Annotated in this window: 11 protein-coding genes; 3 read left to right on the top strand and 8 right to left on the bottom strand. The window is 67.9% G+C overall.

Annotated elements, in window-relative coordinates; all coding sequences use genetic code 11:
* On the top strand, positions 1–233 hold a 233-nt coding region (locus tag L995_RS15055), incomplete at its 5' end, for a zinc-dependent peptidase (RefSeq protein ID WP_047472475.1).
* On the opposite strand, the gene L995_RS15050 is transcribed toward L995_RS15055, so the two are convergent.
* Positions 224–1192, bottom strand: a complete 969-nt coding sequence (locus L995_RS15050) for a LysR family transcriptional regulator (protein ID WP_016450540.1) — start codon at positions 1190–1192, stop codon at positions 224–226. The two genes, L995_RS15055 and L995_RS15050, sit on opposite strands and share 10 nt — an antisense overlap.
* 126 nt (positions 1193–1318) lie before the next feature.
* Here L995_RS15050 and L995_RS15045 point away from each other — a divergent pair, with 126 nt between their 5' ends.
* Positions 1319–2074 carry a sulfite exporter TauE/SafE family protein gene (locus tag L995_RS15045; RefSeq protein WP_231574442.1) on the top strand — a complete coding sequence of 252 codons (756 nt, stop codon included), beginning with the start codon at positions 1319–1321 and terminating at the stop codon, positions 2072–2074.
* Between the two features lie 241 nt (positions 2075–2315).
* On the opposite strand, the gene L995_RS15040 is transcribed toward L995_RS15045, so the two are convergent.
* Together L995_RS15040 and mdeB are read right to left on the bottom strand one after the other, a co-directional pair.
* Positions 2316–4496 (bottom strand): c-type cytochrome, encoded by a 2181-nt coding sequence (locus L995_RS15040; RefSeq protein WP_047472473.1) that lies wholly within the window; start codon positions 4494–4496, stop codon positions 2316–2318.
* 322 nt (positions 4497–4818) lie between these two features.
* On the bottom strand, positions 4819–7449 hold the full coding sequence (gene mdeB, locus L995_RS15035; protein WP_047472472.1) for an alpha-ketoglutarate dehydrogenase: 2631 nt from the start codon (positions 7447–7449) through the stop codon (positions 4819–4821).
* Between the two features lie 104 nt (positions 7450–7553).
* On the opposite strand from mdeB, the gene L995_RS15030 reads away from it, so the two are divergent.
* Entirely contained in the window at positions 7554–8024 is a 471-nt protein-coding gene (locus L995_RS15030) for an Lrp/AsnC family transcriptional regulator (protein WP_012204416.1), read from the top strand.
* An 18-nt stretch (positions 8025–8042) separates the two neighbouring features.
* Here the strand turns inward: L995_RS15030 and L995_RS15025 are convergent, their stop codons facing one another.
* From L995_RS15025 to L995_RS15005, 5 genes are all read right to left on the bottom strand, one after another.
* Positions 8043–8954, bottom strand: coding sequence for a DUF3014 domain-containing protein (locus tag L995_RS15025; protein ID WP_047472476.1), 912 nt, complete (start codon positions 8952–8954; stop codon positions 8043–8045).
* Positions 8955–9175: 221 nt separating this feature from the next.
* Complete coding sequence (locus L995_RS15020; protein ID WP_016450545.1) at positions 9176–9841, bottom strand: alpha/beta hydrolase; 666 nt, start codon at positions 9839–9841, stop codon at positions 9176–9178.
* A 95-nt stretch (positions 9842–9936) separates the two neighbouring features.
* Positions 9937–10884, bottom strand: coding sequence for a dioxygenase family protein (locus L995_RS15015; RefSeq protein ID WP_016453883.1), 948 nt, complete (start codon positions 10882–10884; stop codon positions 9937–9939).
* Positions 10885–10956: 72 nt separating this feature from the next.
* The gene (gene arfB, locus L995_RS15010) at positions 10957–11367 is read right to left on the bottom strand and encodes an alternative ribosome rescue aminoacyl-tRNA hydrolase ArfB (RefSeq protein ID WP_016450547.1); all 411 of its coding nucleotides are present in this window, start codon (positions 11365–11367) and stop codon (positions 10957–10959) included.
* Positions 11360–11776 (bottom strand): alpha/beta fold hydrolase (locus L995_RS15005; RefSeq protein ID WP_047472471.1); only part of this gene is annotated, 417 nt, incomplete at its 5' end. The genes arfB and L995_RS15005, both read right to left, overlap by 8 nt.

The raw sequence follows: 11776 nt of genomic DNA, 5'->3' as shown, positions 1-11776 counted from the left end.
GGCAGGCCGCCTGGGCGCCGGCCTACGACGCCTTCCGTGAGCAGATCACCATCGCCGAACGCTTTGGCGGCGAATGGCCCTGGCTGGACGGCTATGGCGCCACCGCGCCCGCCGAATTCTTCGCCGTGGCCTGCGAAGCCTTCTTCGTGGACCGCGCCCGCTTTGCCCTGGAATTCCCCACGCTGGAGCCGCTGCTGGCTGCGCTCTTCAAGCCGGCCACCCGTCACCCCTGATCGGAGCAAACCTCCTTCAGCGCCTGGGCGAACAGGCGCTGCTCCTCGTACTGCCCGCCCGCCTTGCGCTCGAACAGGGTGATGGGTGGCAGGGTCCAGCCAAAACGGTGGCGCACGATGCCCACGCCCGCAATGCGCACCAGTTCCTCGGCAATGTCGGCCGGCACGATGGACACGGCACGCTCATTGGCCGCCACCAGCTCGCCGATCACCTTGGCCGAGAGCGTTTCCACAAACGGCGGCGGCGGCTCCACGCCTGCGCGCAGAAAAAAGTCGGTGATCTGCTCGCGCATGGGCGTGCGGCGCTGGCCCAGCACCCAGTCAAGCCCCGTGAGTTCGGCCCACTGCAGAGGCCGGCGCCCCAGCCGCGTGGCCAGGCTGCGGTGGGCGATCAGGCGAGGCTCCTGCTCATAAAGCACGCTGTGCCGTATGCCGCTCATGTCCAGCACGGCCGAGGCGCGGCCAATCACGCAGTCCAGCTCATGTGCGCGCAACTTTTGCAGCAGGCGGTCGCTGGTGTCCTCATGCAGCGTGACCGTGATGCGCCGGCCTTGCGGCCGCGTCCTGCCGATGGCATCGGCCAGCATGCGCGCAGGCAGGAAGGGGATGACACCCACCTGCAGGTGCGCCGCACGCTGCTGCCCCACGGCCTCGATGTCGTGGGCCCAATGGTCCAGGTCGGCCAGCATGCCCCGGGCGCGCGCCAGCACCAGCGCGCCCAGCTCCGTAGGCTCCATGCCGCGCGCAGAACGCAGGAACAGCGGCGCGCCGAACAATGACTCCAGCTCGGCCAGGGCCTGGGTCACGGCGGGCTGGCTGGTGGCCATGCGCTCGGCCACGCGGGTCAGCGTGCCCAGCTCGCTGATGGAGCGCAGCAGCAGCAAATGCTTCATCTTCAGGCGCGTGGCCATGCGGTGGGCCAGTTGGGCAGCGGTCGATGCAGTGGGGTGTTGCGGCATGGCTTCAGGCGTGGCGCGTCATAAGCAAAACCATATTGAACAATAAAAACAAACGAATTTCTGCTTATGCATGCGTTCCAGAATTCCGGCGTCTTGCACACCCAGAACGAGAGGACCAGGCAGACCATGGATGGCATGTTTTTCATCATCGCGCTGGGCGCGGCGGCGGCCGGATTCGTGCAGGGCCTGTCGGGCTTTGCCTTCGGCATGGTGGCCATGTCGTTCTGGGCCTGGGTGCTGGAGCCGCGCGATGCGGCCGTGCTCACCGTCTTCGGCTCGCTGCTGGGCCAGGTGCTGTCGGCCATCACCGTGCGGCGCGGGTTTGCACTGGCAAAGCTGCTGCCCTTCATCCTGGGCGGTCTTGCCGGCATTCCCCTGGGTGTCTTGCTGCTGCCGCACCTGGACATGGCCTGGTTCAAGGCCCTGCTGGGCGGCATGCTGGTGCTGTGGTGCCCGGTGATGCTGCTGTCGGCCCGCCTGCCCAGGCTGGCGCGCGGCGGTCGGGTGGCAGACGGCGCCGTGGGCCTGGCGGGCGGCGTGATGGGCGGACTGGGCGGCTTCACGGGCACGCTGCCCACGCTGTGGTGCACGCTGCGCGGCTACCCCAAGGATGAGCAGCGCTCGGTCATCCAGAACTTCAACCTGTCCATGCTGGCCGTGACCATGGCCACCTACCTGGGCACCGGCATGGTCGCGCGCAGCATGCTGCCACTGTTCGCCATCGTGGCGCCGGCCATGCTCATTCCATCGCTGCTGGGCTCCAGGCTCTATATCGGCATCAGCGAGATGCGTTTCCGGCAGATCGTGCTGGGCCTGCTGTGCCTGTCCGGCGTGGCGCTGCTGGCCTCCTCGGTGCCGGTGCTGCTGCAGCGCGCGGGCTGAGCGCGCCGAACGCGCTGCCGGGAAGGCCTGGAACCAAGCCTGCCGGCTGCAGCAGATGGCCAGGCAACGGCAGCAACACGTGCAGGGGCTGGGCAATGAACTGGCCACCGCCAAGAAGAATCTGCAGCGCGCGCAAGACTGGGCACTGCCCTCGAAAAAAGGCGGGGCAGGAATCGCTCCCTGCCCCGCCTTCAGGCGCCCGCCGCGTGGCGGGAACGCCTTCTTCTCCCTCGATGGCGCATCAGTACCGCGCGTCGGCCGGCTTCTTGTCCTTGGGCCAGTCCTTGTGCTTGTTGGCAAAGTCCGGGCGCGGCTGGTGGCTGAAGTACTCGGCCACGTCCACGGCCTCCTGGTCGCTGAGGCCGCCCTGGCCCAGCGGGAAATTGCCATGGAAGGCGATGGGCATGTTGCGCTTGACGAAGGCCGCTGCCGTATAGGTGCGCGCCATGCCCGCACCGATGTTGAAGGACTGGTCACCCCACAGCGGCGGATAGACCCACTGGCCCTTGGCGTTCTTCACGCCTTCGCCCTCGCCGCCATGGCAGACCGCGCACTGGGCCGCATAGATCTTCTTGCCGTTGTCCACGTTGGGCACGATGGACTGGCTGATCTTGCCCACGCCCCGGCCTTCGACCTTGTCCTCGGGCTTGGTTTCGCGGCGCATCCAGTCGAAGTAGGCGACCATGGCCTTGATCTCGTCGGACTCCAGCGGCAGCGGCTTGCCGTTCATGGAGCGCAGGAAGCAGCCATTGATGCGGTCCTCCAGCGTGATGACGCGGCCCGCGCGCGGCGCATAGCCGGGGAAGAAGGCCGAGACACCGATGTAGGGCGAGCCATCGGCCACCGTGCCCGCGTTCAGGTGGCAGCTGGCGCAGTTCAGCGCGTTGCCCACATTCCTGGGCAGCAGGTCGCGCGTCTCAATGTTCAGGCGGGCGCCGTAAACCAGTTGCTTCGCATTGGATTCGTCCAGCATGGCGGCCAGGCGCGGCGTCTCGAAGGGGCGTGCGCTTTCGCCCTTGGCATCGAGCTGCTTGCGCATGGATTGCACCTCCCTGGCATGGATCTCGCGCGCATCGGCACGGCCCCAGCTCTTGCGGGCGAAGTTGAGGATGTCGGCGATCTCCGCATCCTTGAGCTGTGCGAAGGCCGGCATGGTCAGCGGCCGTGCATGGCTTTGCGTGACGGGCGCCTTCCAGCCCACCAGCATCAGATGGATCAGGGTGGAGGGGTCCTGCGACTGCAGCGAGAAATTGCCGGCCAGTGGCGGGAACACGTCCTTCACGCCGCCGCCATCGGCACGGTGGCAGTCGGCGCAGAACTGCAGATAGCCCAGGCCGCCCCGGCTGGCGTAGAGATCGGCAGGCACGTCGGAAGACACTGCCGACGTGGCGGACGGCGCATGCCCGGAGGCCTGCGGCGCCGGATGCGGGGCGATGACCGGCCCCGGCCCCTGGGCCACCTGCATGGGCAGGTCGTTCTTGCCTGCGGGAAGCGACTTCAGATAGATGCCGATGGCCAGCAGGTCCGCATCGCTCATGTACTGCGTGCTGTGCTGCACCACATCGACCATGTTGCCGGAGACGGTGCCGTGGCTGTTGCGCCCGGTCTTGAGCAGTTGGGCGGTTTCCTCGGGTGTCCACAGATTGCGCAGGCTCAGCGCGCGCCAGTTCTCCACGGTCTCGCCGGCCAGGAAGTACTCGCCCTTGCGGCCCTCGCCGGTCATGGTCTTTTCCTGGAAGCCCACGCCGCGCGGCGTATGGCAGGCGCCGCAGTGGCCCAGGCCCTGCACCAGGTAGGCGCCCCGGTTCCACTGGGCAGTTTGCTGCGGTTGGGGCTGGAAGGGCGTGTCATCCAGAAACACCCAGTTCCACAGCGCCAGGCCCCAGCGCTGGTTGAAGGGAAAGCCCAGGTCGGACTCCTTGTTGGCCGCCTTCACGGGCGCCACGCCCTGCATCAGGTAGGCATACAGGGCCTGCATGTCCTCGGCCGTCATCTTGGCGTAGGAGGGATAGGGCATGGCCGGGTACATGTTGCGGCCATCGGCCGCCACGCCCTTGCGCATGGCGCGGTCGAACTGATCGAAGCTGTATTTGCCCATGCCCGTATCGGCGTCAGGCGAGATATTGGTGGAATAGATCTTGCCGAATGGCGTCTCCAGCGCCAGGCCACCGCCCATGGGCTGTGTTTTATTTCCGGTATGGCAGGCCACACAATCACCGAGTCGCGCGATATAACGGCCACGGTCCACCAGGTTTCTTTGCTCGGCGGTCAGGTCCGCCGCATAGTCGGCGGGCAGGTCATCGATGATCTGCGGCATTTGCGCATGATCCACCTCGGGCGCCGGCGCCGAGATGGCGAGCTGCCATGCGGCAGCCGACAGCACGGCCACGCACAGCAGGCCTTGCTTGAGCGAGAGTTTCATCGTCTTTTATCCCGTGAAATAAATTATTATTGAAAGAGAAAATCGGATATTGACGAGATATTCCACCCAACGCATGCAACCATTGCAGCAAATATCAATCTCTTTGCGCAATATCTTCTTATATATACAAATTCTAGTGGAATCACCCTATTTTTTGATGCAAGCCGACGAAAAAGATAAGCCACTTGCGCATTTAACGCGGGCTTAATCCATCCACAGGAAAAGTGGCGGCGCAAATGGGGGCGCAGCAATGCAAAGCGGCCCCGCGAAGGGGCCGCCATGTGTACATCCCGGGGATGCCGGGTGCGTGGACAGGCTCGGCTCAACCCGCGTGGATCATCCGGCGCGCGGCCTGCGCCACGCTGTGTGCATCCACCCCAAAGTAGCCGCGCAGCGCCGCACGCGTGTCGCTGCGGCCGAAGCCGTCCGTGCCCAGCGTGAGGAAACGGCGGCCTGCGGGCAGGAAGGCGCGCACGGTCTCGAGCACCGCGCGCACATAGTCGGTGGCGGCAATCACCGGGCCCTGCGTACCGTGCAGCAGCTGCGCGATCCAGGGCTGGCCAGGTGCCTCGCCCGCCAGCATGCGCTGCTCGCAGGCCACGCCATCGCGCGCCAGCTCGCTCCAGCTGGTCACGCTGACCACGGTGGCGGCCATGCCCTCGCTGGCCAATTGCTCGGCGGCCTTGAGCACTTCGGTGAGGATGGCGCCCGATCCCAGCAAGGTGACATGCTGCGTGGCATGGCCCGCATCGCCAAAGCGGCCGAACACATAGCCGCCGCGCAGCACGCCTTCGGCCGCGCCCGGTGGCAGGTCAGGCTGGGCGTAGTTCTCGTTCATCAGGGTGATGTAGTAGAAAACGTCGCGCTGCTCCACCAGCATCTCGCGCATGCCGGCGTCCAGTATCACGGCCAGTTCGCCCGCATGCGCGGGGTCCCAGGCCTTGCAGTTGGGAATGGTGGCCGCCACCAGATGGCTGGAGCCGTCCTGGTGCTGCAGGCCTTCTCCGCCCAGCGTGGTGCGGCCCGAGGTGGCGCCCAGCAGAAAGCCGCGTGCCCGCTGGTCGGCCGCCGCCCAGATGGCGTCGCCCACGCGCTGGAAGCCGAACATGGAGTAGTAGATGTAGAACGGCAGCATGGCCAGGCCGTGCACGCTGTAGCTGGTGGCCGCCGCCGTCCAGCTGGCGATGGCGCCGGCCTCGCTGATGCCCTCCTCCAGGATCTGGCCGTCCAGCGCCTCGCGGTAGGACAGCACCGAGCCGATGTCCTCGGGCGCGTAGCGCTGGCCCAGGCTGCTGTAGATGCCCACCTGCTTGAACAGGTTGGCCATGCCGAAGGTGCGCGCCTCGTCGGCCACGATGGGCACGATGCGCGGGCCCAGCTGCGCATCCTTGAGCAGGCTGCCCAGCATGCGCACAAAGGCCATGGTGGTGCTCATTTCCTTGCCGGCAGGCGCCAGCGCGAACTGGGCGTATTGCTCCAGCGCTGGAACGGGCACGCGGTCGCACACCGTTTCGCGGCGCGGCAGTGCGCCGCCCAGGGCCGTTCGGCGCTCGCGCAGGTACTGCATCTCGGCACTGTCATCGGCAGGCTTGTGGAAGGCCAGGCCCTTGGCCTGCTCGTCACTGAGCGGCAGGTTGAAGCGGTTGCGGAACTCGATCAGGTCGGTCTCGTCCAGCTTCTTCTGGCTGTGCGTGGTCATCTTGCCCTGCCCGGCCGAGCCCATGCCGTAGCCCTTCTTGGTATGGGCCAGGATCACCGTGGGCTGGCCGCGATGGGCGGCAGCCGCTGCATAGGCCGCATGGATCTTCACCAGATCATGGCCGCCGCGCTTCAAGCGGTCGATCTGCTCGTCCGTCAGGCCCTGAGCCAGGGCGGCGAGCTCGGGGTTCTGTCCAAAGAAATGCTCGCGGTTGTAGCGGCCGTCCTTGGCGGCGAAGGTCTGCATCTGCCCGTCCACCGTGCCGCCCAGCGTGCGTGCCAGGGTGCCGGTGATGTCGCGAGCCAACAGCCCGTCCCAGTCGCTGCCCCACAGCAGCTTGACCACGTTCCAGCCCGCGCCGGCAAACAGCCGCTCCAGTTCATCGACGATGCGGCCGTTGCCGCGCACCGGGCCGTCCAGGCGCTGCAGATTGCAGTTGACCACCCAGACCAGGTTGTCCAGCCCCTCGCGCGCGGCCAGCGTGAGGGCACTCATGCTTTCGGGCTCGTCCATCTCGCCGTCGCCGAACACGCCCCAGACCTTGCGCTCCTGGCAGTCCAGCAGGCGGCGGTGCGTGAGATAGCGCATGAAGCGCGCGTGGTAGATGCTGCTGATGGGGCCTATGCCCATGGAGCCCGTCGGGAACTGCCAGAAATCGGGCATCAGCCAGGGATGGGGATAGCTGGACAGGCCCTGCGCGCCAGCGGCCGGCGCGCTGATCTCCTGCCGATAGTGCTGCAGGTCCTGCTCGCTCAGCCGCCCTTCCAGGAAGGCGCGCGCATACACGCCGGGGGCGCTGTGCGGCTGGAAGAACACCAGGTCGCCCCGGTGCTGGCCCGGCGCCAGCCCCTCCCGGGCATGGAAGAAATGGTTGAACCCGGTCTCGAACAGGTCGGCCGCGCTGGCGTAGCTGGCGATGTGCCCGCCCAGCTCGCCATAGGCCTGGTTGGCGCGCACCACCATGGCCAGCGCATTCCAGCGCATGATGGACGCCAGCCGCTCCTCCATGGCCAGGTCGCCCGGAAACACCGGCTGCTGCTGCGCGGCCACGGTGTTCACATAGGGCGTATTCAGGTCGGGCTGCCAGCCCAGGCGCTGCTCGCGCGCCATGCGCGCCAGCTCTTCGAGCACGAAGCGCGCGCGCTGCGGCCCCTCGGCGGCGACCAGGGCCGCGAAGGCCTCCCGCCATTCGGTGGTTTCCTGGGGATCGGTATCGATATCGGCCAGCGTGGCCAGCGGCGTGGGTGCGTTCATGCCCGCCACTTTAGGACTGGCGGACCGGCATGAGCAGCCGTTCATGGATAAGGGAAACGCCATATTCCAGCATTTCATGCCGGCATCTACATAAAATCCGGCACATGAAACTGGACACCATCGACTTGCGCATTCTGGCCGAGCTGCAAACGGACGGCTCGCTGTCCAACGTGGAGCTGGCGCGGCGTGTGCACCTGTCGCCCTCGCCCTGCCTGGCGCGCGTCAAGGCGCTGGAGAAGGCCGGCGTGATCGCGCGCTATGTGGCGCTGGCCAATGCGTCGGCCCTGGGGCTGGGGCTGAACGTGTTCATCAACATCAGCCTCAAGTCCCAGGCCAAGGAATCGCTGGCCGACTTCGAGCGCCGCATTGCCGAGCACGACGAGGTCATGGAGTGCTACCTGATGAGCGGCGACGCCGACTACCTGATCCGCGTGGCCCTGGCCGACATCGGCGCGCTGGAGCGCTTCATCGTGGAGCAGCTCACGCCGATTCCGGGCATAGAGAAGATCCGCTCCAGCTTCACGCTCAAGCAGGTGCGGTACAAGACCGCCCTGCCCCTGCCGGCCGCAGGCTGAGGCCGATGGAGACTGGCCTCAGCCCGCAGGCTTGGCCATCTCGCCGATGGCGATGCGGCGGCGCAGCTCGCCCAGCACGGCCTTGAGGCGGCGCTCGTTGTCCAGCCCCACGCGCACCAGCATCTTCTGGCCGCTGGACAGGGCCTGCAGCTCCGGGTCGGCGTATTCGTAGCGCACCCAGGGCTGGACGGAGGGCACCTCGCCCTCCACCTTGGTCAGCCTGACCTGCACCGGACCCGCGGGCTCGGGCGCGGCGCGCAGATGGTCTATGACGGCAATGAGACGATCGTTGAAATAGCGGCTGGGATAGCCCAGGTCTTCATAGGCGGTCTGGAACAGGGGATACAGCCGGGCATAGAGCTTGACGGCCCCGTCCATGGGAATGGACTCGGCGAAGGCCACGAAGGCTTTGTAGCGTGCGGCGTTGGCGGGGGAGATGGCCTGTGCCTCCCCGGCCTCCGCCGCGCCCTCCACCGTGAAACGCTGCGGCGCGGGGTGCACGGGCCAAAGCCGTGCTGGGGCCTGGGAGCGGGTCAGGTTGTCCACGGTGGCCACGGCGCGGCGCACAAAACCGTCCATCTGCAGAAAGCTGCCTGCCTTGTCACGACCCAGCAGGCCGTTGAGGGCCTGGGCGACATGGGCGTCGGAGTCCTGCAGCGCGGGCAGGCCGGGCGCGGGTGGCTCCAGCGCATCGACAGGGTTCTGGGGCTCGGTCAGCTCGGGCGCGGGGACGGGTTCAGGCTCGGCAGGCTGGGCGGGCGCCTCTGCCACTTCGGGCGGCGCCTCGGGCACGTCGGCGGGACGCCACCAGTACCACCAGGCTGCGCCCCCCACGGCGGCAGCCGCCAGTACCGCTGCGGCGATGCCGAAAGCCGATGGGCCGGAGGATCTGGCGCGGGGGCGGAAGTCTTGGGGGTCGCGTTCTGGCATGGATGGGTCCTTTGGCTTGGGCAGGGGCTGGCAGCACAGTTGCCGCAGGACGTGCGACAGCAAAGCACAACCGGGGTTCCCGGGCTTTCCTGACACCAGCCCCTGACTGGTGTTTATAAGCCGCCCCGCTGCCTGCGCAGGCCCTTGTGCGCGCCAGGCAACAAGGCGTTACCCGGCTTACGCGGCCAGCCTGCGCACAAGAAGGGGGCGGTACAGCAGGCTCAGCCCTGCGTGCCCAGATCCTGGAGCCAGGCCATGGCGGCCTGCAGCTCGTCGGGGCGGATCTCATGCATGCTCGGGTATTCGTGGTAGCTCAGTTGCAGCGGCAGGCGCTGCACGTGGCTGCGAATGGCGTGGGCGCTGGTCAGCGGAATGACGTTGTCGTAGGTGCCGTGGCTGACCCAGAGCGACTTGCCGTCGAAGGCCGCGTCAGGGGCCTGGTGCGGCAAGGCCTCGGGCAGCAGGCGGCTGTGCCAGCACATGGCGGCGCGCAGCAGCGCGGGCTGGGTCAGCAGCAGGCTGAGCGCCATGATGCCGCCCTGGCTGAAGCCGCCCGCCACGGTACGCTGGGCAGGAATGCCCAGCCGCGCGCCGGCCTGCTGCACGGTCTGGGCCACCAGGGCGCGGCTGTGCTCTTCCTGCGATGCGTGTATGTGGCGCGTGCCGTTGGCATCCACCGTGAACTGGAACCAGGCATGGGCACTGGGCCCCATGGAAAACGGGGCACGCAGGCTGAGCACGTGGAACTGCGGCGGCACGAACGATGCGAGGCCGAACAGGTCCTGTTCATTGCTGCCAACGCCATGCATGAGCACCAGCAGCCAGGGCTGCTGCCCCGGTGCGGGTTGTGCGGGGCGCTCCAGCGCCAGCAGGGGCAGGTCGATCATCACGGACTCCTTGGTTTTTAAGCGATTTCCGGGACCGGGGTGGTCCCGGGCAACGCGCCATTGTGGCGCCTCGCCAAGTCCGCGGGGGCAGGAGGTTATGCCGCCTGCGCGTCCTCGAAGGCCATCGCATCCATGGCCAGGATGGAGTACATGACTTCGCGGCTCAGATACCGAGGCCGCGCCGTGGCGCCGGCCGCGCCCAGGGCGAAGTACAGCGGCATGAAGTGCTCTTCGCTGGGATGGGCGCGCCGGGCCGAGGGAGCGCGTGCGCGGTAGTCCAGCAGCGCGGGCAGGTCCTGCGCCTGCAGGCGCGACTCGATCCAGCGGCTGAAATCCTGCACGTAGGGCGAGGAGGCGCTGGAGCCGCCGACGGCATGGTCGTCCTGCAGGCCATCCTGGCTGCGCAGGGCCTGCACGGCGTCGTCCACCCGCACCGTGGCCTCGCCCGTGCCGCCCCGGAATTCGGCCAGGTTGTGCGTCATGCTGCCGGAGCCGACGATGAGCACCCCTTCATCGCGCAGCGCCGCCAGGGCCGCGCCCAGCGCATGGGTTTCGGCCGGCCCGGCCGAGGCGGGAAGGGACAGCTGCACCACGGGCAGGTCGGCATCCGGCAGCAAATGCATCAGCGGCACCCAGGCGCCGTGGTCGAAGGGCCGCTGCGCGTTGGCGGTGGAGGCAATGCCTGCGGCCTGCAGGCGGTCCATGACTTCCTGCGCCAGCTGGGGCGCGCCGGGGGCCGGGTACTGCAGTTCGTAGAGCGCGGGCGGGAAGCCGCCGAAGTCGTGCCAGGTGGAGGGCGTGGCTCCGGTCATGACTTCCACGCCATGCGACATCCAGTGCGGCGACATGACGACCACGCCGCGCAGCGGGCCGTGGGCCTGGCGCAGCGCCCTGCCCCATTGCGCGAGCACAGGGCCGGTTTCGCCCGGCTCCAGCGCGAACATGGGCGAGCCGTGGGAGACATAGAGCACGGGCAGCCGAGTGCCTGCCGAAGCGGCTATGGAGGAGGCGCCGGAATCGAGGGAAGCGTGGAAATCTTGCATTCCCCTAATGTAGGGACGCAAGCGGGCCGCGCCAAGCCGCCAAAGGCGGCACACATTGTTGCGCTGGCCGGCTCAATCGTCGCGCGGGCGGCCCCGCAGGGCCTTGGTGGCGCTGTGCCGGCTCTTGCTGTCCAGGCGCCGCCGCTGCGATCCCAGCGTGGGCCGGGTGGCGCGGCGAAGAATGGGTTCGGGATAGGCGGCGGCCACCAGCGCGTTGAGCCGCTGCAGCGCGGCGCGCAGGTTCTGCTCCTGCGTGCGGTATTGCTGGGCCTTGATGACGACCACGCCCTCGTTGGTGATGCGGCCGTCGCGCAGGGCCAGCAGGCGCTGCTGCACGGCCTCGGGCAGGCGCGAGGCGCGCACGTCGAAGCGCAGGTGCACGGCGCTGGAGACCTTGTTCACGTTCTGGCCGCCCGCGCCCTGGGCGCGCATGGCGGTCCACTGCACCTCGTGCAGCTCGATGGGGCGCATGCGCTCAGGCATCCAGCGCAGCGGCCAATGCCGCCACAAAGGCATCGGGACGCTCATGCATGACCCAGTGGCCAGCGCCGGGCACCAGGCCCAGCCCGCGGAAGTCGCGCGCATGGCGTGCAAAGGCCTGGGCCAGTTCCTGCATCATCGGGCCCGGGTAGAGCGCGTCGTGCTCGCCATAGATGGCCCATACGGGGCCGTCCACGGCCTGCAGGGCGCGGGCCAGCACATCGGTGTGCGAGAGGCGGCGGCGCGGAAGGCGGTCGCGCTCCACATTGAGCACATGCAGGGCCAGCGTGTCCTCGTCGATGAGGCTGGCGTCATGCAGCATCAGCACCTGCAGGTTGTAGCGGTGGGCCACGGCCTGCGCCCCGGGCGTGGCCAGGTGGCGCCAGCCCTTGAGCCGCACGGCCAGACGCGG

This window comes from Delftia sp. ZNC0008 (genome assembly GCF_000799035.1).
GTDB classification, from domain to species: Bacteria; Pseudomonadota; Gammaproteobacteria; order Burkholderiales; family Burkholderiaceae_C; genus Comamonas; species Comamonas tsuruhatensis.
Note: the sequence above shows the minus strand (reverse complement) of the source record. Positions and strands in the feature narration are given on the sequence as shown.

What these genes read in the sequence shown, in the direction of transcription:
- L995_RS15015 (WP_016453883.1), bottom strand. Translation starts at nt 10,884, where the DNA reads ATGCAAGATTTCCACGCTTCCCTCGATTCCGGCGCCTCCTCCATAGCC.
- L995_RS15050 (WP_016450540.1), bottom strand. Translation starts at nt 1,192, where the DNA reads ATGCCGCAACACCCCACTGCATCGACCGCTGCCCAACTGGCCCACCGC.
- L995_RS15030 (WP_012204416.1), top strand. Translation starts at nt 7,554, where the DNA reads ATGAAACTGGACACCATCGACTTGCGCATTCTGGCCGAGCTGCAAACG.
- L995_RS15020 (WP_016450545.1), bottom strand. Translation starts at nt 9,841, where the DNA reads ATGATCGACCTGCCCCTGCTGGCGCTGGAGCGCCCCGCACAACCCGCA.
- L995_RS15025 (WP_047472476.1), bottom strand. Translation starts at nt 8,954, where the DNA reads ATGCCAGAACGCGACCCCCAAGACTTCCGCCCCCGCGCCAGATCCTCC.
- mdeB (WP_047472472.1), bottom strand. Translation starts at nt 7,449, where the DNA reads ATGAACGCACCCACGCCGCTGGCCACGCTGGCCGATATCGATACCGAT.
- L995_RS15045 (WP_231574442.1), top strand. Translation starts at nt 1,319, where the DNA reads ATGGATGGCATGTTTTTCATCATCGCGCTGGGCGCGGCGGCGGCCGGA.
- arfB (WP_016450547.1), bottom strand. Translation starts at nt 11,367, where the DNA reads ATGCCTGAGCGCATGCGCCCCATCGAGCTGCACGAGGTGCAGTGGACC.
- L995_RS15040 (WP_047472473.1), bottom strand. Translation starts at nt 4,496, where the DNA reads ATGAAACTCTCGCTCAAGCAAGGCCTGCTGTGCGTGGCCGTGCTGTCG.